Source organism: Collimonas sp. NPDC087041 (assembly GCF_044745265.1).
Lineage (GTDB): Bacteria > Pseudomonadota > Gammaproteobacteria > Burkholderiales > Burkholderiaceae_D > Collimonas.
In genome coordinates this window covers 285,811-311,837 of record NZ_JBIUZX010000003.1, presented here as the reverse complement: position 1 = coordinate 311,837, position 26,027 = coordinate 285,811, and the positions used below count along the sequence as shown (strand labels likewise).

The window sequence follows — 26,027 nt, the reverse complement described above, 5'->3', positions numbered from 1 at the left end:
AGGCAGGTAAGAGAAGGGAAAGCAGGAGGCATTCGGGAATCAGATCGCGTGTATTGCCTCAAGCGCGTCAAGCACTGTCTTGCGATAGACGCTCAATTCGGGAGAGCGGCGATCACGTTTCTTGCCCATGTCGATGGCAATATCGGCGGCGATCGTACCCGGATGGTTGCTGAGGATGACAACGCGGTCGCTGAGATAAATGGCTTCATCGATGTCGTGGGTGACCAGCAGCAGGGTCGTGTCGTTTTCCCGGGCGATATCCAATAGCAAATCCTGCAGCTTCATGCGTGTAAAGGCATCGACTGCGGAAAACGGTTCATCCAGCAGTAACAGCTGCGGTTTGGAGAATAGTCCACGGGCGATGGCGGTTCGTTGAGCCATGCCGCCCGATAATGATTTCGGTAATGCCTGCGCGAAGCCGGCAAGGCCGACGCGCTCAATCAATTCGGCGGCCCGTGGATCGACGCCGCTGCGCCTGCCGATATCGAAGGCAACGTTTTGCGCCACCGTTAGCCACGGCAACAGGCGCGGCTCCTGGAAGATGAAGCCGATTTCACGCGACACGCCACACACTGGACGGCCTGCCAAGCGCACCTCGCCGCGGTACTCTTGCTCAAGCCCGGCCACGATGCGCAGCAAAGTGCTCTTGCCGCAGCCGCTGGCGCCGACCAGTGAGACAACCTGGCCGCGGCCGATATCCAGATTGAGATTGGCCAACACGACCTGCGCAGCAAAACCCTTGCGCGCGATACGGATCGATAGCAGTTCAGTCATGGCATTCGCCTCTCAACGCAGCGCAGGAGTCAGCACATCACGCCAACTCAGGAAATGGAATTCCAGGCGTTTGAGTATGCCGTCCGATAATTTTCCAAGCGTTGCCAGAATGATGATGGCGGCCAGTACGATATCGGGGCGACTGGTTTCGCGTCCGTCCGACAGGAGATAGCCGACGCCCCTGGTCGCGGCGATCAGTTCTGCCGCCACCAGGAACATCCATGCCAGGCTGAGGCCGCTGCGCAAGCCCGTGAACAGATTCGGCAGCGCGGCCGGCAACAGAATGCGGCGCACCAGTTGGCGTGAAGACAAACCATGGACTCTGCCAACTTCAATCAGCTTGCGATCGACATTTTGTATGCCCGCGACCAGGTTGACATAGACCGGGAAAAAGGCGCCTATCGCTATCAAGGTGATCTTCGGCAGCTCGTCAATGCCAAGCCACAGCAACAACAGCGGTATCCAGGCCAGGCTGGGTATTGCACGTAGCGCCTGGAAGGATGGATCGAGCAAGGCTTCGGCGCGGCGGTTCACGCCGACCAGTGCGCCGACCGCGACCGCCAGTAGCGTGCCTATGGAAAAACCGAGCGCAACGCGCAAGCAGCTGATCCCAATGTGCGCCGCCAAGCCGCGTGAGGCCAGCGCCAACAGGGTTTTGCCGATTTCGCTTGGTGGTGGAAATAATCGCGAAGGAATCAGTTCGAGCGCCGCAGCGCCCTCCAATAACGCGAGGAACAATATCGGCAGCAACAGGCCGAGTAGCCAGGTGAATGCGGGGCGCGCTTGTGAAGAACCTGTTGCAACATGTGAGAGCCGCGATTCGCCCGCACCAACGTCTTCGGATAATTCCGCACCGTAGACGGCGGTCAATGATGATTGGCTCCTCATGGGGGATTACGCAGGGCGTATCACGCTTTTCGCAAAACCGGGTTCAATCAGTGCGGTAATGGTTTCGTTCAGGTTGGTTCCGCTCTTGACCAGTTCTTCGTCGATCAGGATAGGTGCTGCGGCGCGCAGGGCTGTTGCATGTTCGTTGCCGATCAACGGATTGGAAAAATCATTCCGCTTTAGCTGCAATTGCGCGACTGGCAAAGACAGCTTGGCTTCCTCTGCAATCAGGCGAGCGGTTTCGTCCGGATTCTTGATGATCCAGGCGCGGGCACGTTCATAGGCGCGAATCACGCGCTTGACGTCATCCGGATATTTGGCGGCGAAACTTTCACTGACATTCAAGAAACCATAGGTATTGAAATTGACATTGCGATAAATCAGGCGCGAGCCGGCTTCCAGTTGGCTGGCCGCCAGATGCGGATCCAGGCCTGCCCAGGCATCGACGCGTTTCTGTTCAAGTGCAATGCGCCCATCCGGGTGCTGCAGATGCAAAATCTCGACATCGCTCTTGTTCAAGCCGTTTTCATGCAGTGCACGTAACAGGAACAGGTAGGGATCGGTGCCTTTGGTGGCGGCGATTTTTTTGCCCTTGAGTTCCTTCACCGAATTGATAGTTGAGTCCTTGCCGACCGCAAGCGCGGTCCACTCCGGCCGCGAATAGACGTACACCGCTTTGACCGGATTGCCATTGGCGCGCGCCAGTAGCGCAGCCAGGCCAGCTGTGCTGCCGAAGTCGATGCTATCGCTGTTCAGGTACTCAAGCGCGCGGTTGCTGCCTTGGCTAAGTACCCATTTGACCGAGCTACCGCTGGGTTTGAGATCCTCCTCCAGCCAGCCGAATTTTTTCAGGACCAGGCTTGGCGGCGAGTAATACGCATAGTCCAGCCGTATTTCTTTGGGCGTTTCCGCCGCGCTTGCCGACAACGGTGCAGCTAACCATGCCGCTCCAGCGGCGCTTATGCGAAGAAAGTGTCTGCGTTCCATTCTGATCCATGACGGGGTGTGCTGAATGGACGAACTTTACGGAGAAAATCTTATTTGAAAAACGATTTTTTTCGCGCTTATTTATGCGCTTCTCGCATGCCGAATTGAATCAGAACAATGCATCGATTGCTGCGCACGGATTGCGGACTGGCGGGGGAGATGAAAATTTGTGATTGAAAGTGGTGGGGCAGGTACAAACTTGTTGGTCACGCAACAGGTTTGAACCCACCTCACAGCTTTTCGATTTGAAGCTAACTTCTTAAGCGTAATGGCAAACGTAATTCACGGTTTCCAGCGTCTCGATATCGAAACTGGAATTCGCCGGGATTTCAAAGCGCTCACCGCCGGTGTACTGGACCCAGTCTTGCTGGTCCTTCTGGCGCACACGGCAGACGCCGCTGGTGATTTCCATGACTTCTGCAACGCCGGTACCGAAGTTCAGCGACGACGGCAGGATGACGCCCAGCGTCTTCTTGCTGCCGTCGGCGAAAATGACGGTGTGGGAAACACATTTGCCGTCGAAATAGACATTCCCCTGCTTGAGGACGCTGACATTGTCGAATTGAGTCGTCATGTTTAGTTCTTTTCGTCTTTATCGAGCAACGGCAGAGATACGGCGTTGCTGGATGCCAGCAGGCCGGTGCTTTGATAGATCGCCAGTTTTTGGCGTGTATCGCTGATGTCGAGGTTGCGCATGGTCAGTTGGCCGATACGGTCTTGCGGCGAGAACGCGCCTTCGCCTTTTTCCATGGTCAGGCGCTCCGGATGGTAGGTCAGGTTGGCCGACTCGGTGTTGAGGATCGAGTAATCGTTGCCGCGACGCAGTTCGATGGTAACTTCGCCGGTGATGGCGCGCGCCACCCAGCGTTGTGCCGATTCGCGCAGCATGATCGCTTGCGAATCGAACCAGCGGCCTTGATATAGCAGTCGGCCCAGGCGGCGGCCGCTCTCACGGTATTGCTCGATGGTGTCTTCGTTATGGATGCCGGTGACCAGGCGCTCGTAGGCGATGAACAGCAGGGCCAGGCCCGGCGCTTCATAGATGCCGCGGCTCTTGGCTTCGATGATGCGGTTCTCGATCTGGTCGCTCATGCCGAGGCCATGGCGGCCGCCGATGCGGTTGGCTTCCATCATCAGCTCGACCTGGTTGGCAAACACGATGCCGTTGAGGGCGACCGGACGGCCTTCTTCAAAGCGCACGGTGACTGTTTCGCGCTTGACTTCAACATCGTCGCGCCAGAAGGCGACGCCCATGATCGGTTCGACGATCTGCATGCCGGAGTTCAGGAATTCCAGGTCTTTCGCTTCATGGGTTGCGCCGAGCATGTTGGAATCGGTCGAGTAGGCTTTTTCCACCGACATCTTGTAATCGAAACCCGATGCGATCATGAATTCCGACATTTCCTTGCGGCCGCCCAATTCCTGGATGAACTTGTCGTCGAGCCAAGGCTTGTAGATGCGCAGATTCGGATTGACCAGCAGGCCGTAGCGGTAGAAACGCTCGATGTCGTTGCCCTTGAAGGTGCTGCCGTCGCCCCAGATATCGACCTTGTCTTCGCGCATCGCAGCCACCAGCATGGTGCCGGTGACGGCGCGTCCAAGCGGAGTGGTGTTGAAGTAGGTGACGCCTGCTGTGGAGATGTGGAAGGCGCCGCTCTGCAACGCTGCGATACCTTCGGCCACCAGCTGTTCGCGGCAATCGACCAGGCGCGCCAGTTCAGCGCCGTAGGCCTTGGCCTTCTTTGGAATAGCGTCATAGTCCGGCTCGTCTGGCTGGCCCAGATTGGCGGTATAGGCATAAGGAATAGCGCCTTTCTGGCGCATCCAATGCAGCGCAGCGCTGGTGTCGAGGCCGCCTGAGAAAGCGATGCCAACTTTTTCGTTGACCGGAACGGATTGCAGGATATTGGACATGATATTTCTAAGTAGGTTGAAATGATTACTGAGGATCGTGGCAAACGGCTTCGATGTTGTGGCCGTCGGGGTCTTTCACGAACGCACCATAATAATTTTGGTGATAGTGCGGTCGTGGACCAGGCGCGCCGTTGTCGGCGCCGCCCGCTTTGAGTCCTGCTTGATAAAAGGCGTCGACCTGGGCCCGGCTGGCGACCCGGAAAGCGAAATGGATAGGTTGCTGATGCGCCGGCTTTTCCGCGGTCGCCTGGGCGATCCAGAAATCGGGTTTAGGCGCTTCGCCGAAACCTGCAACATCGGTGCCTGCTACCGCTGCCGGAAATTCCAGCAGCAATTCATAGCCGATAGCGGCCAGCGTGGCTCTGTAAAACGCCTTGCTCTTGTTGTAGTCGCTAACGGTAACGCCGGTATGGTCGATCATGGCTTACTCCGCAACTTTGCCCAGCACCAGATATTCGAGCAACGCTTTCTGCACATGCAGGCGGTTCTCGGCTTCGTCCCAGACCACCGATTGCGGGCCGTCGATGACTTCGGCGGATACCTCTTCGCCGCGATGCGCAGGCAGGCAGTGCATGAACAGGGCGTCCGGGTTGGCGCGCTGCATCTTGGCCTGGTCGACGATCCAGCCGTCGAAGGCTTTCAGGCGCGCGGTGTTTTCATCTTCGTAGCCCATGCTGGTCCAGACATCGGTCGTGACCAGGTCGACGCCTTCGCAGGCATCGGACGGGTTGGCGAACAGCGTGTAACGCTGATTGTCGGAGGCAACTTGGGCCGGGTCGAGGTCGTAGCCTTTCGGGGTCGATACGTTGACGTGGAAACCGAAGACCTGGGCTGCCTGCAGCCACGAATACAGCATGTTGTTGGCGTCGCCGATCCACGCGACTTTCTTGCCGGCGATGGAACCACGGTGCTCGATGTAGGTGAAGACATCGGCCAGCACCTGGCAGGGATGCTGCTCGTTGGTCAGGCCGTTGATCACCGGTACCCGCGAGTGCGCGGCGAAGCGTTCAATGATGTCCTGGCCGAAAGTACGGATCATGATGACGTCGCACATGCGCGACATGACCTGCGCTGCATCTTCGACCGGCTCGCCGCGTCCCAACTGGCTATCGCGTGTGTTGAGGTAGATCGCCGCGCCGCCCAATTGATGCATGCCGGCTTCGAACGACAGGCGGGTGCGGGTCGAGTTTTTCTCGAACACCATCACCAGCGTGCGATCGAGCAGCGTGTAGTGCGGTTCGTAATTCTTGAATTTGCGTTTGATGAGACGGCTACGTTCAATCACGTACTCGTATTCGTCCAGCGAAAAGTCAGAAAACTGCAGGTAATGTTTGATTGCCATAAATGAAAACGGCGGCCGCTGTGGCGACTGCCGCCGAAAGTTGGAATTCCATTTCTAAATCAACCGCTGCTACAACCGCCATTGCCGACTTTATTGGTCCATCCTGACGCTGTCGACGCTCCGGCTAGCGCCTCCGCGATTGGCTTAGAAATGAAATAAGTGCTTCAATTATAAGGGATTTCACTAGAAAAGATACCCGCCAAAATATTGCTATTTAATCAAATTAATGCGAGCGCGGCAGTTTTTATGGGACTGCCGCGATCCGCTAACGCTTAATACAGCTTCTGCGACGATTCATGCAGCAACTGCACGTAAAGCTGATGTCGCATCGGCGCAATCTTGTTTTCCTTGACGGCTTCCAGTACCGCGCAGCTCGGCTCGATCAAGTGATGGCAGTTGTAGAATTTGCACTTTCCCAGATACGGCGTGAATTCGACGAAGGCGCGCTCCAGCATGCCTTCGCTCAACTGGTACAGGCCGAATTCCTGGAATCCCGGCGAATCGATGATATTGGCAGGATTGCCATCCAGGCTTTGGTCGGCCGCATCCATTTCATACAAGCGCGTGAACGTGGTGGTGTGCTTGCCGGTATCGAGCGCGGCTGAAATTTCGCGCACGGCGATATCCGCATCCGGCACGATCAGGTTGATCAGCGATGATTTGCCCATGCCCGACTGGCCGATCAGGATGGTCGATTGGCCCTCCAGCAATGGCTGTAGCGTGGCGCAGGTCTGTTCCGGAAAGGCGCGCGCCGAGACTTCGTGCACCGGGTAGCCGAGGCCGGCATACAGCTGCAAGCGCTGCCTGGTCTTCTCCAGCGCATCAACGATATCGGTCTTGTTGAGCACGATATGCGCTTTGACGCCGGCGGCTTCGGCCGCCACCAGCGCACGCGAGATCAGATCGTCGGCAAAGCCCGGTTCGGTCGCCACGACGATGAACAACTGCGTGACATTGGCGGCCAGCAGCTTGGATTTGTATTGATCGGAGCGATACAGCAGACTGTTGCGCTCGTCGATGGATTCGATCACGCCCTGGTTGGGCGAGGTCAGCTTCAGCTTGACGCGATCGCCTACCGCCACATCGCTTTTCTTGCCGCGGGTGACGCATTGCAATTTGAGCGAAGCATCGCCGACTTTGGCTTGCACCAGATAGTGCCGGCCATGGGCGGCGATCACCAGGCCGTTGCTGTCCTGTTGCTGGCCATGCTTGGCGCCTTTGTTGTGATCAACCATGTGCAGCCGTCAGCTTGTTGATGCGAACGGCGGCGGGCGGGTGCGAGTCATAGAAAGCTGAGTGCAACGGATCCGGGGTCAGGGTCGAGGCATTGTCTTCATACAGCTTGACCAATGCGGTCACCAGATCGCTGGCGTCGGTATGTTTGGCGGCAAATGCATCGGCTTCGAATTCGTGCTTGCGCGAGCTGATCGACGACAGTGGCGACAGCAGGAAAGTAAAGATCGGCAGTGCCAGCATGAACAGGATCAGCGCCATCGCATCGTTGTTGCTGAGATCGGTCAGCAGCAGCGGATTGACGCCCAGGCCGGTGTAGAACCAGAGCTGCTGTTTCAGGTAGCCGAGCAATGCCATGAATGCCAGAGAAATGGCGAACATCACGACGATGCGCTTGACGATGTGCTTGAGTTTGAAATGGCCGAGTTCGTGCGCCAGCACCGCTTCGATTTCCTGCGGCGCCAGACGCGCCAGCAATGTATCGAAGAAAACGATGCGTTTACCGGCGCCGAAGCCGGAGAAATACGCATTGCCGTGGGCGCTGCGCTTGGAGCCGTCCATCACGAACAAGCCCTTGGAAGCAAAGCCGACCCGCTTCATCAATCCTTCAATGCGGTCGCGCAGGCTGTCGTCGGTCAGTGGCGTAAATTTGTTGAACAGCGGCGCAATCACGGTCGGGTAGAGCACCAGCATCAGCAGTTGGAAACCGCTGAATACCAGCCACGCGTAAAACCACCAGAGATCGCCCGATTTCGCCATCAACTGCAGCACTACCCACACCAGCGGCAGGCCGATGACGGCGCCGATCACGGTGTTTTTCAGCATGTCGGTGAAGAACAGCTTGACCGTCATCTTGTTAAAGCCGAAACGCGCTTCCAGCACGAATTGCTTGTAATAATCGAGAGGCAGGTCGATCAGGCCCGAAATGGCGACGAATGCCACCAGCAAGCTCATTTGATAGATCATGCCTGGACCAGCCCAGCCGAATATGATGTTGGAAAGCAACTGTAAGCCGCCCAACAGGGTGAAACCGATCAGGACAACGGTGCTGATCAGCATCGAGAGCATGCTGAATTTGGTCTTGGCGACGGTATAGTCGGCAGCGCGCTGGTGGGCCGCCAATGGGATCTTTTCGGCGAATTCGGCCGGCACTGCGCTACGGTGCGCCAGCACATGGCGAATCTGGCGCGAACCCAGCCAGAAGCGTACGGCAAGGGTGATTGCCAGGAAGATTACGAATAAAACTGAAAATGCAAATGAAGACATGAAGTCCCTATATGAGAAAATACTATCCATCGGCGCCTCAGATAACCTACTGCGCGTCCCAATCTCCGGCCTGTGATGCTCGCTGTACTTGAGTACAGCTGCGCTTCTCAACCAGACCTTGGGCCGCTCGCTACGGTTCTCAGAGGCGCTTTACGGCCAGTTTCAACTGAAATGCCGCAAAACTGCTTAAATAACTAAGAGAACAATTATGTCACAAGCCACCGATATCTCCGCTAATCCCGTAGCTGCTGCTCCTGCTGCGCCGGTGCGGCCCAATGAGTTCAACCTGATCTGGGTCGATATGGAAATGACTGGGCTGAATCCCGACAGCGACCGCATCATTGAGGTTGCGGTGGTGGTTACCGATCCACAGCTGAATATCCTGGCCGAAGGGCCGGTATTTGCGATCCATCAGGCCGATGAGATCATGGACGGGATGGACGCCTGGAACAAGGGTACTCATGGGCGCTCGGGCTTGATTGAAAAAGTCAAAGCCTCGACCGTGACCGAAAGCGATGCCGAATTGGCATTGATCGAGTTTTTGAAAAAATACGTGCCGAACGGCAAGTCGCCAATGTGCGGCAATACGATTTGCCAGGATCGCCGCTTCATGGCGCGCGGCATGCCGAAGCTGGAAGCATTTTTCCACTACCGCAATCTGGACGTGTCGACGTTGAAGGAATTGTGCCGCCGCTGGAAGCCTGAACTGGCGAGCGGCTTCAAGAAGCACCAGAAACATACCGCGCTGGCCGACATCATCGAATCGATTGAGGAACTGCGCTACTACCGCGAGCACTTCATCAAGGAATGATGGCAGTGCAATGAAAAAAGACACGCTACATGGCGTGTCTTTTTTTTGATCAGTCTTCGGCTTTATTGAGGCCGCAGCACTTCTTGTATTTCTTGCCGCTGCCGCAGCTGCAATCATCGTTACGGCCAATCTTCGGCGTCTCGCGCTGGATCGTGGTCACTGCCGATTTGCGGTGTGGCAGCCAGTAACGGTAAATCTCCGGAATCGCCGCCTCGACCTCTACCGCCAGCTTGTGACGCTGTATCGGATCTTCGCGCAGCGCCATTTCCTCTTCTTCCAGCTCTTCCGCGCCCAGCAGGTAAATCGGCCGCACAACCGTGGCCAGGTTCGAATGCCAGATCGGCTCCCAAGCCTTGGCGCGCAGGTTGATGCCTTCCCAGAAACCCCAGGCCCAGGCTTCGCCGTCGAGCAGGTTCTTGCCTTCGAACTCATGCTCACAGAACAATGGCTCATATTCTTTTGGGGCAACTTCCAGCGTGACCGCGATTTCATTCATGTAGCGGGCGATCAGGCCAACGATCTTTTCGTATTCCTTCTCCGACTTGAATTTCGGCGCGTCCTTCAGCGAAGGCCCCCACACATGCGGCAGCCATTCGCCCAGCAAGACTTGCTCCGGACCGACCACCAGCGCAGTCAGATAACCATGCAGGGTATCCATGGTCATGCTGTCTTCAGCGCAACGATCGGACAATAAAAAATCGTCCAGTTCGTCAAATTCTTTGTCTGAGAGGGGTTCGTCGAGATTCATGGTGATAACCGCTTAAAAAATGGGGGATACGGATTTTATGATTGAAATAGCTTCAAGCTGCAAAATATTTCACCCAATCCAGCGATTCTACTGCTGATATTCCCGCATGAAGCTGGCGAATCGCGGTATTCCGCCTGGATTCAATCCCCTGAAGCGATAAGTCACCAGGCTGCCCAGCGCCGGCGGCTGGCGTCGTTGGTCGTCGCTGAAACCGGTGCCTAGCTTGAAACGCAAACCGTCCGGTGTTTCCACCAGCAAGGCGCCCATCATGCCCTGATATTTCCCCTTGCCGGGCAAATGGGCAATCACCCTGGCTTCCGCATCCTCATGGGTTTTCAGTTTGAGCAGGTCGTCGTTGCGCAGCGCCTGATAAAGCGAGGCGCCTCGATGCAACATCAATCCTTCGCCGCCTTCCCTGACGATGCGGTCCAGCATGCGTTGCAGCGTGGCGTGATCGCTGACCTTGGTCTGTTCGACGGCCTGTATCCACGGGGTTTGCAGACCGGGAATGAGTTTTTTCAGCGCTTGCAGGCGCTGGTTGAAGCTGCCGCTGTGCGCTGGCAAGTCGAATACCATGAAGCGCATGCTGCGCCAGGCGCTGTCGTCTGCTGTCTCGCGACGCACGGTGGAGACCGCGTGATTGAACTGGCCACGGCCGGCCCATAGCTCGCCATCCATCGCTATCGCGGGCCAGCCGGCGGTGAACCAGGGCGGGGCGATCACCGGCTGGCCGCCGCGGGTCAGCAGCCGCTTGCCATCCCAGTAGCCGCGCACGCCATCGTATTTTTCACTGACCCAGTACTCGGCAAGCGGGATGCCGGGGTGGTAGGAATTGGCCAGCATCAGCGGTGGGGCGTTGTCGGCGGTGGCAATCGGCGTCGTCAGCGCGAGCAGGAAGCTGAACGCCAGCGCCGCGCAGAGATGCGGTTTGAATCGCGTTATCGATGACTGTTTCATGGCAGCGGCTCCGGTCGAAAATGATGGTGTTCTGAAAACTATCATCTGTCCTTCGGCGGTATCTATTGGCATTTCCACCTAATCGTCACGGAAAACAAGTCGCGGGCGCTTACAATGCCGGGATGACTACTTCACCTCCCGCATCATTCTCGACCTTGACTCCCGATACCGTACTGGACGCGCTCGACAGCATCGGCCTGCATGGCGACGGCCGCCTGCTGGCGCTCAACAGCTACGAAAACCGGGTGTACCAGATCGGTATGGAGGAAGGGCCGCCACTGGTTGCCAAGTTTTATCGGCCCGCACGCTGGAGCGATGCCGCGATCCTGGAAGAGCATGGCTTCGTGCAGGAATTGGTGGAGCGCGAAATTCCTGTGGTTGCGGCTTGGGCTGCACCAGATGGAAAAACGCTGCATCAATTCGACGGTTTCCGTTTCGCGGTATTCCCGCGCCACGGCGGCCGCTCGCCGGAACTGGAGGACGAAGCCACGCTGGAATGGCTAGGCCGCTTCCTCGGGCGCATCCACGCAGTCGGTGGCTTGCGTGTTTACCAGCACCGGCCGACGCTCGACATCGCCAGCTTTGGCGAGGAGCCGAGCACGTTTTTGCTGGCTAACGGTTTTGTGCCGGAAGATTTGCTGGAGGCTTATCGCAGCACCGTCACGCAAGCGCTGTTGGGCGTGCGTCGTTGCTTCGAGCGCGCCGGCAGCGTCGGCGCCTTGCGTTTGCATGGCGACTGCCACGGCAGCAATGTGTTGTGGACCGATGCCGGCCCGCATTTCGTCGATTTCGACGATAGCCGCATGGGGCCGGCGGTACAGGATCTGTGGATGCTGTTGTCGGGCGAACGCAAGGACATGGTGCGGCAAATGGGTTCGCTGCTGGCCGGTTACGAAGATTTCTGCGATTTCGATACGCGCGAGTTGTACCTGATTGAAGCGCTGCGCACCTTGCGCCTGATTCACTACGCGGCGTGGATCGCGCGCCGCTGGGACGACCCGGCTTTCGCCGTGGCCTTCCCGTGGTTCAATACGCAGCGCTACTGGCAGGACCGGGTGCTGGAATTGCGCGAACAAATCGCGCTGATGGATGAGCCGCCGTTGTGGCAGGCATGAAGCGAGAGTTAGTGCGGTACCGACTTCGAAAAGATATTCATCACCAGCACACCTGAGACAATCAGGCCGATGCCGATCAATGCTGCGGTATCGAGACTTTGTTTCAGCACCAGCCAGCCGACCAGGGCGATCAGCGCGATACCGATGCCGGACCACATCGCATACACGATGGCCACCGGCAAGGTGCGCAAGGTCAGCGACAAGAAGTAGAACGCAATCAGATAGCCGCTCACCACCACAATCGACGGCACCAGCCGGGTGAATTCGGCGCTGGCTTTCAAGGCGCTGGTGGCGATCACTTCAGCGACGATGGCGATCAATAGATAGACCCAATGCATGACTTCTCCTGGCAGATAAAAAATAGAAATGCGAAAAAAATACGCATAAAAATGCACGTAAAAAACGAAACGCTAATCGATAGCTGCGAACAGCTCTGTGACGAAATCGACAAAAACCCTGACCTTGGCCGATAACTGGTGACTCTGATGATAGACCACCGACACCGGCGGTCCCGGCGTAGCCCAGTCGGCCAGCACTGGCGTCAGCAGGCCGGCGCGGATCTGCGGATTGAGCGACAGCGTCAGCAACTGGACGATGCCGGCGCCGCTGGCGGCGGCATGGATCAGGGTTTCCGCATGATTGATGGCGATATTGCCGGGCGGCGCCCAGTTGAATTCCTGCTTGCCTTTGCTGAAGGTCCACGGCACGTTCTGGCCGCTGTTGGGGTGGATGAACGCCAGGCAACGGAAGCTGCTTAGTTCCTGCGGCGTGCGCGGAGTTCCGTGCTGCGCCAGGAATTCCGGCGCGGCGCAACACAGGTTGCGGGTCTGGTAGATGCGCCGCGCCACCATGCTGGAATCCTTCAGCTCGCCGATGCGGATCCAGACATCGCCACGGCCTTCCACCATATCGACCATGCGGTCGCCGACATTGAGCCGGATCGACAGATCGGGATACAGCGCACTGAAGCGCGCCAGCGCCGGCGCCAGGTAAATGCGGGCGATCACGGTCGGCACGTCGACCCGCAAAATGCCCTGCGGCGTGACGCGTCGGCCTTGCAGCCCGTCTTCCAGTTCGGTCATGTCGCCCAGCAGGCGCTGCGCCCGCTGGTAGCAGCTGTGGCCGTCGTCGGTCAGGGAAATCTTGCGGGTGGTGCGGTTCAGCAGACGCACGCCGAAATGCCGCTCCAGCGCGGCGATGTGATTGGTGATCGTGGCGTTCGACATCTCCAGCTGTTCAGCGGCGCGGCTGAAGCTGTTGAGTTCTACCACTTGGCAAAATACCCGCAATGATTCCAGACGATCCATGATGGCAATTTTATATTATTCAAGATAATTAAAAAATGATTTTAATTATTGCCTATTTTTATGATTCTTAAAAAGAATCATAATGCCTGAAAGCAGATCGTATCTATACGACGCCGATACCTGACCGGAGACATGCATGGCCAATGCTTCAAATAGCGTCCACAGCAACGCAATCGACATTCCCGCCCTGATCGACCGCAGCCCCATCGGCGGCTTCCAGATCGTCATGCTGACCTTGTGTGCGCTGTGCCTGATCATCGACGGCTTCGATGTGCAGGCGATGGGTTATGTGGCGCCGGCCATCATCCAGGAATGGGGGATCGCCAAGGGCAACCTGGGGCCGGTATTCGGCGCCGGATTGTTCGGCATGCTGCTTGGCTCCCTGACGTTCAGCATCCTGGCTGACCGCATCGGCCGTCGCCCGGTGCTGATTGCCGCCACCTTGTTTTTTGCCGCCTGCATGCTGCTGACGCCGCTGGCCGGTACGGTCGAACAGCTGATTGCATTGCGCTTCATCACCGGCCTCGGCCTGGGCGCGATCATGCCGAATGCGATGGCGCTGGCCGGCGAATACAGCCCACTGCGCAAGCGCGTGACCCTGATGATGCTGGTGTCGTGCGGCTTCACGCTGGGCGCGGTGTTGGGCGGATTGCTGTCGGCGGCGCTGATCCCGCGCTTCGGCTGGCAATCGGTGTTCCATGTCGGCGGCGCGGTGCCGCTGGTGATTGGCGTGCTGATGATTTTCCTGTTGCCGGAGTCGATGCAGTTCCTGGTGTTGCGCGGCAAACGGCTGGAACAGGTCGGCAAGTGGCTGCGCCGCATCGATCCCGCCGTCGTGGTCGATCAGCAGACCCGCTACGTCGTCAATGAAAAGGCCGGCAAGGGCGCACCGGTGATGCAGCTATTTCAGGAAGGGCGGGCCAAGGTCACGATCCTGCTGTGGATCATCAATTTCATGAACCTGGTCAACCTGTATTTCCTGTCGAACTGGCTACCGACGATAGCCAAGGACGCTGGCCTGTCGACCGCCACGGCGGTGATGGCCGGCACCACATTGCAGATCGGCGGCACGCTTGGCACCTTGATCATGGGCCAGTTGATCGACCGCTCCAGTTTCCGACGCGTGTTGATTCCGGCTTTCCTGATTGCCGGCGTCTCGGTGGCGTTGATCGGCCGTCCCGAGCTATCGCTGCTATTTCTGTTTGCCAGCATCTTCGTCGCCGGCTTTTGCATTGTCGGCGGCCAACCTGCAGTGAATGCGCTGGCCGGCACCTATTACCCGACCACCTTGCGTTCGACCGGCATCGGCTGGAGCCTCGGCGTCGGTCGCATCGGTTCGATTGTCGGGCCGGTGCTGGGTGGTGAGTTGATTCGTTGGAACTGGCCGAACAGCACGATTTTCATCGTACTGGCGGTGCCGGCGCTGGTGTCGGCCGCGATGCTGGTGCTGATGCAGGAAACTTCCCATCGCAAGAATACGCAAGCTGCGATTGTTTAAGATAAGAACTTGAACCAAGGATAAAACCCATGGAAAACACACTCCGCTACCAGACCGGATTTTGCAATAACTTTGCCAGCGAAGCCTTGCCCGGCGCGTTGCCGCTTGCACAGAATTCACCGCAGAAGGCGCCTTACGGCCTGTATGCTGAACAACTCTCCGGCACGGCATTCACCGCGCCGCGCGCGCACAACCGGCGCTCCTGGCTGTACCGGATTCGTCCTGGCGCGATGCATCATGCATTTGAAAAAAACGAACACGGCCAGTTGAGCAGTGGCCCGTTCACCGCGGTCGATACGCCGCCCAACCAGCTGCGCTGGAATCCGCTGCCGCTCCCGGCAGATGAGCAGCCAACCGATTTCATCGATGGCATCGTCACCTTCGCCGGCAATGGCGATCCGGCGGCGCAAGCCGGCATTGCGATTCACCTGTACGTCGCGAATCGTTCGATGCATGATCGCTTCTTCTACAATGCCGACGGTGAGCTGTTGATCGTACCGCAGCAAGGGCGTTTGCTGGCCAGGACTGAAATGGGCCTGCTCGACGTCAAGCCGGGTGAAATTGTGGTGATTCCACGTGGCGTGCGCTTTCGCATTGAATTGCCGGACGGTGCGGCACGTGGCTACATTTGCGAAAACTATGGCGCGGCTTTCCAATTGCCGGAACTGGGCCCGATCGGCGCCAACGGCCTGGCCAATGCCCGTGATTTCCAGGCGCCGGTCGCTGCCTATGAGGATCGTGAAGGTGAGTTCCAGTTACTGGCGAAATTCGGCGGCAAGCTGTGGGCGGCGCGCATCGACCATTCGCCGCTGGACGTGGTGGCCTGGCACGGTAACTACGCACCCTATAAATACGACTTGAGCTTGTTCAATACCATCAACACGGTCAGCTACGATCATCCCGATCCATCGATCTTCACGGTGTTGACTTCGCCATCGGATACCGCTGGTACTGCCAACGTCGATTTCGTGATTTTCCCGCCGCGCTGGATGGTTGCAGAGCATACCTTCCGCCCACCATGGTTCCACCGCAACGTCATGAGTGAATACATGGGCCTGATCCACGGCGCCTACGACGCCAAGGCCGACGGTTTCACGCCCGGCGGCGGCAGTCTGCACAATTGCATGAGCGGCCACGGCCCGGATGCTGCCACTTTCGACAAGGCATCCAATGCCGCATTGGCGCCGCATCGCATCGACAATACAATGGCCTTCATGTTCGAAAGCCGCTACCTGATTCATCCGACGCCATACGCGTTGGCGACGCCGCAATTGCAGCGTGATTACCTGCAATGCTGGCACGGCTTGAAAAAGCATTTCAACGGTCAACCTTAATGAAAAAAGACATCATGCAAACCAACGATCCAACATTGAAATCATTTATCCCGACGCCGCCGGAGTCGCATTTTCCAATCCAGAACCTGCCGTTCGGCATCTTCAGCACGGCCGCCGATGCGGCGCCGCGCGTCGGCGTGGCAATCGGCGACCAGATCCTCGACCTGGCTGCCGTGGCTGAAGCCGGGCTGTTGACCGTCAAGCCGGAAATTTTTCGCCAGGCCAGTCTCAACGCATTCATCGCGCTCGGCCGGCCGACATGGCGCAGTACCCGCGCCGCCATCAGCGATCTGCTGCGCGCCGACAATCTGCAATTGCGCGATAACCAGGCCCTGCGCGCCAAAGCATTTGTCGCGCAAGATCAAGCGACGCTGCATCTGCCGGTAGAGATTCCAGGCTATACCGATTTCTATTCGTCGAAGGAACATGCAACCAACGTCGGCTCGATGTTCCGCGATCCGGCCAATGCGCTGCTGCCGAACTGGCTGCACATCCCGATCGGCTACAACGGCCGTGCCAGTTCAGTGGTGGTCAGCGGCACGCCGGTGCAACGTCCGAACGGCCAGCTGAAATTGCCGGATGCCGAGGCGCCGGTATTTGGCGCTTGCCGCAAACTCGATTTCGAACTGGAAACCGGCTTCATCATCGGCCAGCCGAATGCGCTAGGTGAGCCGATTGATATCGCCAATGCCGAGCAGCATATTTTCGGCATGGTGCTGCTCAATGACTGGAGCGCGCGTGATTTGCAGCAATGGGAATACGTGCCGCTCGGCCCGTTCAACAGCAAGTCGTTTGCGACTTCGATTTCACCATGGGTGGTCAGCATGGATGCATTGGAGCCGTTCCGGGCCGAGAGTCCGGTGCAGCAACCAGAGCCGTTGCCATATTTGAAGCAGAGCGGAAAAAACGGTTACGACATCACGCTGGAAGTCTCGCTCAAGGCTGGCCAGAGCGCAGCGCCGCAAACCATCTGCCGCACCAATTTCAAGGCGATGTATTGGACCATGGTGCAACAGCTGGCGCATCACACGGTCTCCGGCTGCAATACGCGCATCGGCGACCTGATGGGTTCCGGCACGATCAGCGGCAGCACGCCAGGCGCCTACGGCAGCTTGCTGGAGCTGACCTGGAACGGCAAGAATCCATTGGTGCTGGCCGACGGCAGCCAGCGCACGTTTATCCAGGATGGCGATGAAGTGGCGATGACCGGCTGGTGCCAGGGCGACGGCTATCGGGTTGGCTTCGGCGCGGTCAGCGGCAAGGTGTTGCCGGCGCGTGGTTGAGGATAATTATTGCGCCATTGCCTTCAGCGCGGCCTGCGCCAGAAAACCGGAGCGGGTCAGCTGATGCGACTTGGCGAAAGCGTCGATATCGCGCAACAAGTTTTCCGGTAGAGAGATGTTGAGGCGCACCGGTTTGGTGTTGATTTTCGAACGGTCTATATTGACCAGCATCCAGAAGCCATCGGCATAATCCGCGGCGTCTTTCCATTTTTCGATGGATGACGCTTCAGGCATGTGCGCTTCGCCTTCATACATGGTCTCTGCCGCTTCTTGCGCCATCGCAGGAAGATCATTCAATTCGTCTGCGGCAGTAAACACGCCCGGAAGGTCTGGAAAGCTGGCGGCATAAGCGCTGTTGGCGTCCTTCCATACGTAAAGTGGATATAGCATTTTTATCCTCATTTCAATTCTGCGTGCTTCAAGATACTCTCGGCTGTCCCTGCGGGAAGGTCCTTCTTTGGATGGGGAACAATCACAGATTTTCCGTTAACCGGATGGCGATACTTGTGATGGCTACCGCGAGTGGATACATGCTTCCAGCCGGCTGCTTTTAATCGTTTGATAAGGTCTGCACTGTTCATATTATTATACACAAAACTACACAATTTAATGATCGTGTTGTGTATTTGCGTATGGAGTGGTTCACAGCGAGCAAGTATGTTGAGCTTCGGGCTTTTGCGGTAGCGGTAAAGATCTGAAAAGATACTCAACTGCAATCCAACATGTCGCGTCGCCTGCCAGCGTATGTGCCGATTATCGGGACGTAAAAAAGCCGCCTGGAAGGCAGCTGAGAATGCTGCAAATGCCATCGATTTCACTCCCGGCTCACGCGTTTTACGCGGCCAGGGCAAAGTGGCTCAAAGATAAATGATGGCGAGCACCACGCCGATGATCAGACCGAATTTGATGCAGAGATACAGCGGCTTGCTGAACTTCTTCAGGCGGCGGCGATACTGGCCGGCAGCCCAGACGAAGCGGAACAGCTTGTTGATGCCGCCGGTTTCGTCGCCGGTTTCGTTCGGTGAGGCGGCGGCGCTCATCATGTGGCGGCCGAGCCAGCGGTTGATTGCTTGCGCCCAGCGGTAGCGCATTGGCCGTTCGATGTCGCAGAAGATGATGATGCGGTTGACGTCGGTGCCGTTTTGCGCCCAGTGGATGTAGGTTTCGTCGAACACCACGCCTTGGCCGTCGCGCCAGCTGTAGCGCTGCTGATTGACCTCAATAAAGCAGCGGTCGTCGTTCGGTGTGACCAGGCCGAGGTGATAGCGCAGCGAGCCGGCAAACGGGTCGCGGTGCGGGTTGAGTGTGCCGCCCGGCGCCAGTTCGGCAAACATCGCGGCCTTGACGCTTGGGGTCTGGCGCAGCAGCGCCACGGTCTTCGGACAGAACTGTTCTGCCGACGGATGGCTGGCGTCATACCATTTCAGGTAGAAGCGTTTCCAACCAGCCTTGAAGAAGGAGTTGAAGCCGGCGTCGTCGTTCTTTTCCGCTGCACGGATTTTTTCCAGGCCGATCAAGCCCTTGGCTTCATCGCGAATGGTTTCCCAGTTGTCTTCCAAAATTTTCAAGTCTTTGAAAGTGCTGGTCGGCAGGTAGGGCGTGTTGGTCGGCACCTTGGAAAACATGTACATGAAGATGTTCAGCGGCGCCATGATCGACGAATGGTCGAACAGTTGGCGGAAGAAAGGCAAGCGTGCCTTGCCGCGGAAGTGCACATACAACACCGACAAAAGAAAAATACTGACTACTGCCCATTTCATAAAAATGTGCTCCGTTTCAAAAAAAGCTTGGCCGGCGGCAAACGCGCGGGGTTCCAGTGTTGGAATGAGGGGGGAATACTGCTAAAAATCAGGTCAACCGCCATTTTATCCCTTTTGCGGGCTCTTATTGTCAACTTGCGTCGTTTGCTAACTGATATGGTTGCACCAAGGTAAATTTGCGACGCGCCGGCAGGCATTGCCGTGACCGATATTTCGATGTTAAGATTGCGCCTCCTTAGGGGAGTAGCCGCCTTCGAAACTTTCGAAGAGCGCATGTCAACATACTTGGCGCTGTACCAAATTTACGCCATGGCATGCGCGACCGCACGGTTTGGCAAGACCTATGGTGCATTCCTTTTCCCGGCCGGGCGAAGGCATTGCGCCATTCGTCAGCGCCCGGCCCTCAGGATGTCTTTATGTTTATCTACTGCCACCGGCATTGCCCACACATTGTCGCAGCCAGCTTGAATACCCTGTTTCCCGTCTTGTCCGATGTCGCCATTCTGCCTGCAGGAGCACGCGCATGATGCTCGCTATCGCGTTATTGCTTGGCTCGGCCGTCGTTATCTATTTGTCTTGTGAATATTTCGTCAACAGCATTGAATGGGTCGGGCGTCGCCTCGGCATTGCGCAAAGCGCCGTAGGTACGGTGCTGGCGGCATTCGGCACGGCGCTGCCGGAAAGCGTGGTGACTTTCGTCGCCGTGGTGTTCGGACGCGACGCCGCACATCGGGAAATCGGTGTCGGCGCTGCACTGGGCGGACCGCTGGTGCTGGCGACCATCGCCTATGCGGTGGTCGGCCTGATGTTTGTGCTGAATCGCAAGAAGCTCGGCGGCATCCTGCTGTCGGCTAGCGCTGCCCGGCGCTTGAGCCGGGACCAGGCCTGGTTCATCGGCATCTTCCTGCTCAAGGTTGCGCTGGGACTGGTGGCGTTCACGCTCAAGCCATGGCTTGGCATTCTTTTCCTGCTGGCCTACGGCGTGTATATCTGGGGCGAGATGCGCAAGGAAGAAGACGCCGATGCTGAGGTGCATGACCTGGAGCCGCTGAAATTCCGGCCGCACGATCCGCAGCCGGGCCTCGGCTGGGCCTTGTTGCAGACATTGGTGGCGCTGGTGGTGATTTTCCTGAGTTCGCAGCTATTCGTGCATCAACTGGGAGAAGTCTCGCCCTGGCTCGGCATTTCGCCGCAACTGACGGCGCTGCTGCTCAGCCCGATCGCCACTGAACTGCCGGAAATCCTCAATGCCGTGATCTGGGTGCGCCAGGGTAAGCAGACGCTGGCGCTCAGCAATATCAGCGGCGCCATGATGATCCAGGCCACCATTCCGACCGCGCTGGTGCTGATCTTCACGCCCTGGATGCTGGGGCCGGCACTGTTGTGGGCGGCGGCAGTCACCATGCTGTCGATGCTGGGGTTGTATGCACTGCTGCGCAAAGGCATGCTGACCGGTGGGCGGCTGGCGTTGTTCGGCTTGTTGTACCTGTTGTTTGCCGCCGGTTTAGGGACTATCGGCGTGCATTGAACCGGCTCAGGCGCGTGCGCCCAGGGCAATCACGGCAGCACCTGCCAACGCCAGTCCGGCGCCGAGCAGGTCGCTCCACCTGGGCGCAACGCCATCGACGCTCCATAGCCAGAAGATGGCGGTGGCGATATACACCGCGCCATAGGCTGCATATACGCGGCCGCTGGCGATCGGGTGCAGCGTCAGCAGCCAGACGAACGCCAGCAGGCTGATCGTGGCTGGCAACAGCAGCCACGCCGAACCCTTGCCGGACAGCCAGAGCATAGGCAGGTAACAGCCGAGCAATTCGGCGATGGCGGTCAGCAGGAATAATCCAAAGGTCTTGGTGATGGTCAGCATGAAATTGATCGATTTGAAGTAGTCATTGTGTAAGCAGGCGGTCGGTTTTTTTTGCCGCATCGGTTGCGGCACGTGAAAATTACCTGCGTGCTATTCTTGGCTTTTACACCACGGTGTCTGGACGACCTGACACTGTATCTTATCCGGGGACGACCCCATTTTTTCAGGAGGTCGCATGGCCTGGGTGATTCTTTTTCTTGCCGGTATCGCTGAAGTGATCTGGGCGGTTGGTCTTAAATATTCGGAAGGTTTTACGCGCACCTGGCCATCGGTGATTACGGTGGTCGGCATGGCGATCAGCATCTGGTTGCTGGCCTTGGCGATGCGCACTTTGCCGCTCGGTACGGCGTATGCCGTGTGGACCGGCATTGGCGCGGTTGGCTCCTTCATTGCCGGCATCCTGTTGATGGGCGAAGCGGTCAACGCTGCGCGTATTGCCAGCGTGAGCTTGATCGTGCTGGGGCTGATCGGGTTGAAGCTGTCTTCGGCGAGCTGAGCTGGCGCTTATACGGTTATGCGGCAGCCTTGGTTTTTTCGTTCGTGGCGGCGCTCTTGAGTTGGTAACCGGCCTGGGTTTTCAGGGTTTGATAGCGCAGGCAGGTGACGCGCAGGAAAGAAGAAAAATTGCTGGCCTCACCTAAATGCGCGGTGACTTCGCCATGCAGTTTTGCGATCAGCTGGCTGGTGGTCATGTCATTGTCCGCGGCCAATTCAGCCAGGGTTTGCCAAAACAGATTCTCCAGCTTGATGGTGGTGATGACGCCCATGATGCGCACCGAGCGGGTACGCGATTCATACAGGATCGGATCGGCTTGCGCGTAGATTTGGCACATCAAACACCTCTGGAATGTTGAACTACATGGTGCAACCGACATTGCAGCCGGTTGCACGATGCTACATCATAATTCGATGCGAGTCCCCAATGCCGCCAGGAACAGCGCCAGCCACGCCGGATGTGCGGGCCATGCCGGCGCGGTCACAAGATTGCCGTCGCGGTGTGCGGCGGTGACATCGATCTCCGCATATTTGCCGCCGGCCAGTTTGACTTCCGGCGCACACGCCGGATAGGCTGAGCAGGTTTTTCCTTCCAGTATGCCCGCTGCAGCCAGCAGTTGCGGGCCGTGGCAGACGGCAGCGATCGGCTTGTCGGCAGCATGGAATTGCTGGATGATTTCGATCACGCGCGGATTCAGGCGCAGGTATTCAGGTGCGCGGCCGCCCGGGATCAGCAAGGCGTCGTAGCGGCTGACATCGACATCGCTGAAGGCGGCATTCAAGGTGAAATTGTGGCCGGGTTTTTCGCTGTAGGTCTGGTCGCCTTCGAAGTCGTGGATGGCTGTGCGGATCTGCGCGCCGGCGGCTTTGTCGGGACACACTACGTCGACGTGATGGCCGACCATCTGCAGCGCCTGGAACGGCACCATCAGTTCATAATCTTCAACGTAATCGCCGGCGAGAAACAGGATTTTCTTGGCACTCATGATGGACCTCTCAATGAAATTGCTGGTGGGGTAGAGTGGCCTGAGTATGGAGCAGCGAAAATCTGTCAGGTAATAACCGGTTATTACCGACCCGACTTTCGATGTTGCGGTGCAAAATCCAGGTCGTTGCCGTGATGCAGAAAAATCCGCTATTTGATGAATGCAATGCATCAATGCGGCAGCTGAATTAAACTGTCACCGTTAACACAGTCACCTCACAGTCAGCTCAACCGTCGCGATCAATTGCTGCCATGCAGCGTTGTACCATCGTCATGATCCAGCATATGTCGCGAATGACGACGGGCAAGTGAAAATTTTTTAGAAAAGGTAAATCCAGATGTCCTCAAAAGACACATTAAAAACCGTTGCGGCTAGCGCATTGTCGGAACGTCCCAGCAGGGCAGAGGCAGAGTCGGCAATTCGTACCTTGCTGCGCTGGGCTGGGGATGATCCTGACCGCGAAGGCTTGCTCGATACGCCCGCACGCGTGGCGCGCGCCTATGAAGAATTCTTTGCCGGCTACAGCAAGGATCCGGTTGAAATTCTTTCAACCACTTTTTCAGAAGTCGAAGGCTACGATGAAATGGTGGTGCTGACCGATATCCGTTTCGAAAGCCATTGCGAGCATCACATGGCGCCGATCATTGGCAAGGCCCATGTGGCGTATCTGCCGGACCGCCGCGTGGTGGGCATTTCCAAGTTGGCGCGCCTGGTGGATATTTTCGCCAAGCGTCTGCAGATTCAGGAAAAGATGACAGTCCAGATCGCCGATACCCTGCAGCAAGTGTTGCTGCCGAAGGGCGTTGCAGTCGTGATCGAAGCCTCGCACGGTTGCATGACCACGCGCGGCATCCACAAGCCAGGCACCAGCCTGGTGACCAGCCGCATGCTGGGCGCGTTCCGCGACGATGCGTCGACTCGCCGCGAGTTCATGAGCATCATCAGCCAGAAACGCAACGGCTGATTCGGCATCGCAGGATCGGCAGCTTAGCGCGCCGATCCTTCCTTGTCGCCGTGGCCCGTCACGCGGGCCAACATCGCACGCGCCACCACACTGCGCGCCAGGTACCAGTAGAGGCCGATTACCGCGGCCGAGAACAGCGCAAATCCCATCATTCCCGCATGCAGGTAAAACACCTTGTACAGCTCGATGCCGACGCCGTACAACGTCATGTTGATCATGCCCATGGTCGCCGCGACGGTGGCCTTGGAGACGGCGCTTTCGGTCAGCGTAAAGCGGATCATGACGGCCGCCGACAGGCCTTCGCCGAACGCGATCACGCTGATGGCAGCGACCAGGAAGTAGGGTTTGTCGAAGAATACCGCGCCGAGCAGCATGATGGCGATACCGACGCCAATCGGGTACAGCGCCAGCTTGATCGAGCTGCCGAGGCGCCAGCGGTCTACCTGGCGCGCCAGCACCAGGTTGCCGGCGATCAGGCAGCCGAACACCGGAATCTGCCAGTAGCCATATTCAACCACGGTCAAGTGACCATCAGTCACCAGGATCACCGGCGACATGGCGATCCAGCCGATCAGCGGAATCGCCAGCAGCGGCATGCACATCGCCGCCTTGAGGAAATGGATGTTGCCGACCACTTCACGGTAGTCATGCAGGATCTGCATCAGTGGCAGCTTTTCCTTGCGCGCTACGACGGTTTCCGGCATGTGCCGGGCCAGCCCGATCAATGACAGCGAAGCGATCGCGGCGATGAATACGAACACCATGCGCCACGGCAGGATTTCGATCATGAAGGCGCCGGCCACCGGCCCGATCAGCGGTGCGATCAGCGCCACATTCGCCATCAGCGCAGTGACCCGGATCGCGGCTTTTTCTTCAAACGCTTCCTGCACCACGGCGTAACCGACCGACGAAATGAAACACAAGCCCATGCCTTGCAACACGCGCAGTACGATGAAACTTTCTATGCTGTTGGAGAACAGTGTGGCGAGGCAGGTCAGGATGAAAAACAGCGTGCCGCCCAGCATTACAGGACGCCGCCCGATACGGTCGGACAGCGGCCCGAACAGCCATTGGAATATCGCTCCCCCGACCAGGAATGCGGTCATTGCCGACGCCACCCAGGCCGCGCTGGCGCCGAATTCATGGGTGACCATCAGCATGCCCGGCTGGATCATGTCGTTGGCGATGTAGACCGAAAACTCGAACAGCACCAGAGCTAACGGGAACATCAAGGTGGCACGGCTGAGAGTAGAGATTTTTTGCATTGTTCTGTTATGGATGAAACTATCCTGCAAGCGGAAATGCATGATGCAACGCCGCGGCTGGATGTCGAATTTCTAAAAAAGAGGTGCTGGTTCGACGTCGCGTCTTGCGCATTAAACGTCGGGTGTTTTCGCACGCATTTGCGTGATTAAGTTCACGTGATTCAGTTCGCGTGATTTGGCTTACTTGATTCAGCTTACTTGATTCGGCTAGCTTGGTTCAAACGACTGGCGTTTCCCAGTCAGGATCTGCGCTGAATTCCTCGACCAGGAAATCGAGCATGGCGCGCAGTATGGCCGGCATTTGGCGGCGCGAAGCATAGACGCCGTAAATGCTCATTTCGCGCGGTTGGTATGCCGTGAGCAGCGCACGTAGTTTACCACTACGCAGCAGTTTTGCAGCAGCATATACCGGCTGCATGGTAATTCCTGCGCCACTGACCGCCGCCTCCAGCAACACCGACGATTCGTTGGCGCTCATGTTGCCGCCCACCGGCACCGCTACCGGTACGCCGTCTCTTTCGAATTCCCATAAGCTTTTGCCGAAATAAGAATAGGTCAGGCAGTTGTGCAGCGCCAGGTCTTCGGCCTTTTTCGGCGTGCCGTGCTCTTGCAGATAATCCGGCGAGGCGCATACCACCGAACGGCACACCGCGAGTTTGCGGGCGATCAGGTTGGGATCGAGCGAGTTGGTGATGCGGATCGCCAGGTCGACCCTTTCCTCAATCAGGTTGACGGCACGATCGACCAGCAGCATCGACACTGCCGTGCCTGGATAGCGTTTCAGGAAGCGCGCCAGCAGCGGCGCCAGGTAGGCTTGTCCCAAGGACATGCTGCTGGTCAGGCGCAGCGTGCCGCGTGGCGTGTTCTCGGGCGTCGCTGCTGAGGATTGGATGTCGCCCGCCATGTCCAGCAGTTGGCGGCAGCGCGGCAGGGTGTCGCTGCCGGCCGAGGTCAGGCTCAATTTGCGGGTGGTGCGGTGGAACAGGCGGGCGCCGACCCATTCCTCCAGTTCAGCCAGGTAGCGCGAGACCATCGCCCGCGACATGTCCAGATGATCGGCGGCCGCAGTCAGGCTGCCGCGATCCGCGACCTCGACAAACACCTGCATGGCGACCAGACGATCCATATTCTTAAATTCCTCAGTTATCTACTTACTTTTGTCTGAAAAGGCGGATAAACGCGCGTAGATTTGGGTTTGAACGTCCTGTTCCTTTGAGAAATTCAGGGTGATTT

29 protein-coding genes and 1 riboswitch are annotated in these 26,027 nt (G+C 57.7%); of the genes, 8 read left to right on the top strand and 21 right to left on the bottom strand.

The features are described from left to right. Positions 1 to 39 precede the first annotated feature (39 nt). The 9 genes from ACIPF8_RS07315 to ACIPF8_RS07275 form a co-directional block, all read right to left on the bottom strand. Positions 40 to 774: an ABC transporter ATP-binding protein gene (locus tag ACIPF8_RS07315; protein ID WP_400418927.1), complete on the bottom strand. Its 735-nt coding sequence runs from the start codon at positions 772 to 774 to the stop codon at positions 40 to 42. Between the two features lie 12 nt (positions 775 to 786). Continuing rightward, entirely contained in the window at positions 787 to 1,644 is an 858-nt protein-coding gene (locus ACIPF8_RS07310) for an ABC transporter permease (RefSeq protein WP_400418925.1), read from the bottom strand. Positions 1,645 to 1,668: 24 nt separating this feature from the next. Then, on the bottom strand, positions 1,669 to 2,649 hold the full coding sequence (locus ACIPF8_RS07305; RefSeq protein ID WP_400418922.1) for an aliphatic sulfonate ABC transporter substrate-binding protein: 981 nt from the start codon (positions 2,647 to 2,649) through the stop codon (positions 1,669 to 1,671). Between the two features lie 259 nt (positions 2,650 to 2,908). After that, positions 2,909 to 3,223 (bottom strand): pyrimidine/purine nucleoside phosphorylase, encoded by a 315-nt coding sequence (locus ACIPF8_RS07300; RefSeq protein WP_400418919.1) that lies wholly within the window; start codon positions 3,221 to 3,223, stop codon positions 2,909 to 2,911. A 2-nt stretch (positions 3,224 to 3,225) separates the two neighbouring features. After that, entirely contained in the window at positions 3,226 to 4,563 is a 1,338-nt protein-coding gene (argG, locus tag ACIPF8_RS07295) for an argininosuccinate synthase (RefSeq protein ID WP_400418916.1), read from the bottom strand. A 25-nt stretch (positions 4,564 to 4,588) separates the two neighbouring features. Continuing rightward, positions 4,589 to 4,984 (bottom strand): VOC family protein, encoded by a 396-nt coding sequence (locus tag ACIPF8_RS07290; RefSeq protein WP_400418913.1) that lies wholly within the window; start codon positions 4,982 to 4,984, stop codon positions 4,589 to 4,591. Positions 4,985 to 4,987: 3 nt separating this feature from the next. Continuing rightward, positions 4,988 to 5,905 (bottom strand): ornithine carbamoyltransferase, encoded by a 918-nt coding sequence (gene argF / locus ACIPF8_RS07285; RefSeq protein WP_400418910.1) that lies wholly within the window; start codon positions 5,903 to 5,905, stop codon positions 4,988 to 4,990. A gap of 272 nt (positions 5,906 to 6,177) precedes the next feature. Continuing rightward, a complete protein-coding gene (gene rsgA / locus ACIPF8_RS07280) occupies positions 6,178 to 7,140 on the bottom strand; it encodes a ribosome small subunit-dependent GTPase A (RefSeq protein ID WP_400418907.1) in 963 nt (320 codons plus the stop codon). Then, positions 7,133 to 8,404 (bottom strand): M48 family metallopeptidase, encoded by a 1,272-nt coding sequence (locus ACIPF8_RS07275; protein WP_400418904.1) that lies wholly within the window; start codon positions 8,402 to 8,404, stop codon positions 7,133 to 7,135. The genes rsgA and ACIPF8_RS07275 overlap by 8 nt, the downstream gene beginning before the upstream one ends. A gap of 208 nt (positions 8,405 to 8,612) precedes the next feature. On the opposite strand from ACIPF8_RS07275, the gene orn reads away from it, so the two are divergent. Continuing rightward, the gene (gene orn / locus ACIPF8_RS07270) at positions 8,613 to 9,215 is read left to right on the top strand and encodes an oligoribonuclease (RefSeq protein ID WP_400418901.1); all 603 of its coding nucleotides are present in this window, start codon (positions 8,613 to 8,615) and stop codon (positions 9,213 to 9,215) included. 49 nt (positions 9,216 to 9,264) lie between these two features. Here orn and ACIPF8_RS07265 read toward each other — a convergent pair whose 3' ends face one another. Both ACIPF8_RS07265 and ACIPF8_RS07260 read right to left on the bottom strand, forming a co-directional pair. Continuing rightward, positions 9,265 to 9,963, bottom strand: coding sequence for a UPF0149 family protein (locus ACIPF8_RS07265; RefSeq protein ID WP_400418898.1), 699 nt, complete (start codon positions 9,961 to 9,963; stop codon positions 9,265 to 9,267). A gap of 87 nt (positions 9,964 to 10,050) precedes the next feature. Continuing rightward, complete coding sequence (locus ACIPF8_RS07260) at positions 10,051 to 10,920, bottom strand: DNA ligase (protein ID WP_400418895.1); 870 nt, start codon at positions 10,918 to 10,920, stop codon at positions 10,051 to 10,053. A gap of 122 nt (positions 10,921 to 11,042) precedes the next feature. On the opposite strand from ACIPF8_RS07260, the gene ACIPF8_RS07255 reads away from it, so the two are divergent. Beyond that, on the top strand, positions 11,043 to 12,035 hold the full coding sequence (locus ACIPF8_RS07255; protein ID WP_400418893.1) for a serine/threonine protein kinase: 993 nt from the start codon (positions 11,043 to 11,045) through the stop codon (positions 12,033 to 12,035). 8 nt (positions 12,036 to 12,043) lie between these two features. On the opposite strand, the gene ACIPF8_RS07250 is transcribed toward ACIPF8_RS07255, so the two are convergent. Both ACIPF8_RS07250 and ACIPF8_RS07245 read right to left on the bottom strand, forming a co-directional pair. After that, complete coding sequence (locus ACIPF8_RS07250; protein ID WP_400418890.1) at positions 12,044 to 12,373, bottom strand: DMT family transporter; 330 nt, start codon at positions 12,371 to 12,373, stop codon at positions 12,044 to 12,046. Between the two features lie 72 nt (positions 12,374 to 12,445). Then, positions 12,446 to 13,342 carry a LysR family transcriptional regulator gene (locus ACIPF8_RS07245; RefSeq protein WP_400418887.1) on the bottom strand — a complete coding sequence of 299 codons (897 nt, stop codon included), beginning with the start codon at positions 13,340 to 13,342 and terminating at the stop codon, positions 12,446 to 12,448. Between the two features lie 136 nt (positions 13,343 to 13,478). Here ACIPF8_RS07245 and ACIPF8_RS07240 point away from each other — a divergent pair, with 136 nt between their 5' ends. The 3 genes from ACIPF8_RS07240 to fahA are packed head-to-tail and all read left to right on the top strand — an operon-like array spanning position 13,479 to position 17,457. Then, the gene (locus tag ACIPF8_RS07240) at positions 13,479 to 14,840 is read left to right on the top strand and encodes an MFS transporter (protein WP_400418884.1); all 1,362 of its coding nucleotides are present in this window, start codon (positions 13,479 to 13,481) and stop codon (positions 14,838 to 14,840) included. A 29-nt stretch (positions 14,841 to 14,869) separates the two neighbouring features. Then, a complete protein-coding gene (hmgA, locus tag ACIPF8_RS07235) occupies positions 14,870 to 16,174 on the top strand; it encodes a homogentisate 1,2-dioxygenase (RefSeq protein WP_400418881.1) in 1,305 nt (434 codons plus the stop codon). Between the two features lie 14 nt (positions 16,175 to 16,188). Then, positions 16,189 to 17,457: a fumarylacetoacetase gene (gene fahA, locus ACIPF8_RS07230; protein WP_400419477.1), complete on the top strand. Its 1,269-nt coding sequence runs from the start codon at positions 16,189 to 16,191 to the stop codon at positions 17,455 to 17,457. A 6-nt stretch (positions 17,458 to 17,463) separates the two neighbouring features. On the opposite strand, the gene ACIPF8_RS07225 is transcribed toward fahA, so the two are convergent. From ACIPF8_RS07225 to lpxO, 3 genes are all read right to left on the bottom strand, one after another. Further along, positions 17,464 to 17,847, bottom strand: a complete 384-nt coding sequence (locus ACIPF8_RS07225; RefSeq protein ID WP_400418878.1) for a type II toxin-antitoxin system HicB family antitoxin — start codon at positions 17,845 to 17,847, stop codon at positions 17,464 to 17,466. A gap of 8 nt (positions 17,848 to 17,855) precedes the next feature. After that, entirely contained in the window at positions 17,856 to 18,038 is a 183-nt protein-coding gene (locus ACIPF8_RS07220; protein ID WP_400419474.1) for a type II toxin-antitoxin system HicA family toxin, read from the bottom strand. A gap of 276 nt (positions 18,039 to 18,314) precedes the next feature. Beyond that, positions 18,315 to 19,217: a lipid A hydroxylase LpxO gene (gene lpxO / locus ACIPF8_RS07215; protein ID WP_400418875.1), complete on the bottom strand. Its 903-nt coding sequence runs from the start codon at positions 19,215 to 19,217 to the stop codon at positions 18,315 to 18,317. A 230-nt stretch (positions 19,218 to 19,447) separates the two neighbouring features. After that, positions 19,448 to 19,627, top strand: a riboswitch (yybP-ykoY riboswitch). 113 nt (positions 19,628 to 19,740) lie between these two features. Between lpxO and ACIPF8_RS07210 the strand changes: the two genes are divergently transcribed. Further along, complete coding sequence (locus tag ACIPF8_RS07210; protein WP_400418872.1) at positions 19,741 to 20,745, top strand: sodium:calcium antiporter; 1,005 nt, start codon at positions 19,741 to 19,743, stop codon at positions 20,743 to 20,745. Between the two features lie 6 nt (positions 20,746 to 20,751). Here the strand turns inward: ACIPF8_RS07210 and ACIPF8_RS07205 are convergent, their stop codons facing one another. Continuing rightward, a complete protein-coding gene (locus ACIPF8_RS07205; protein WP_400418870.1) occupies positions 20,752 to 21,084 on the bottom strand; it encodes a YnfA family protein in 333 nt (110 codons plus the stop codon). Between the two features lie 175 nt (positions 21,085 to 21,259). On the opposite strand from ACIPF8_RS07205, the gene sugE reads away from it, so the two are divergent. Further along, positions 21,260 to 21,580 (top strand): quaternary ammonium compound efflux SMR transporter SugE, encoded by a 321-nt coding sequence (gene sugE / locus ACIPF8_RS07200; protein ID WP_400418866.1) that lies wholly within the window; start codon positions 21,260 to 21,262, stop codon positions 21,578 to 21,580. 16 nt (positions 21,581 to 21,596) lie between these two features. Here the strand turns inward: sugE and ACIPF8_RS07195 are convergent, their stop codons facing one another. Both ACIPF8_RS07195 and ACIPF8_RS07190 read right to left on the bottom strand, forming a co-directional pair. Then, positions 21,597 to 21,917: a ribbon-helix-helix domain-containing protein gene (locus ACIPF8_RS07195; protein ID WP_400418864.1), complete on the bottom strand. Its 321-nt coding sequence runs from the start codon at positions 21,915 to 21,917 to the stop codon at positions 21,597 to 21,599. A gap of 66 nt (positions 21,918 to 21,983) precedes the next feature. Beyond that, complete coding sequence (locus ACIPF8_RS07190) at positions 21,984 to 22,565, bottom strand: DJ-1/PfpI family protein (RefSeq protein ID WP_400418861.1); 582 nt, start codon at positions 22,563 to 22,565, stop codon at positions 21,984 to 21,986. Positions 22,566 to 22,902: 337 nt separating this feature from the next. Here ACIPF8_RS07190 and folE point away from each other — a divergent pair, with 337 nt between their 5' ends. Next, positions 22,903 to 23,529, top strand: coding sequence for a GTP cyclohydrolase I FolE (gene folE / locus ACIPF8_RS07185; RefSeq protein ID WP_400418858.1), 627 nt, complete (start codon positions 22,903 to 22,905; stop codon positions 23,527 to 23,529). A gap of 23 nt (positions 23,530 to 23,552) precedes the next feature. Here the strand turns inward: folE and ACIPF8_RS07180 are convergent, their stop codons facing one another. Then, positions 23,553 to 24,794, bottom strand: coding sequence for an MFS transporter (locus ACIPF8_RS07180; protein WP_400418855.1), 1,242 nt, complete (start codon positions 24,792 to 24,794; stop codon positions 23,553 to 23,555). Between the two features lie 217 nt (positions 24,795 to 25,011). Next, positions 25,012 to 25,920, bottom strand: a complete 909-nt coding sequence (locus ACIPF8_RS07175) for a LysR family transcriptional regulator (RefSeq protein ID WP_400418852.1) — start codon at positions 25,918 to 25,920, stop codon at positions 25,012 to 25,014. Between the last annotated feature and the right edge of the window lie 107 nt (positions 25,921 to 26,027).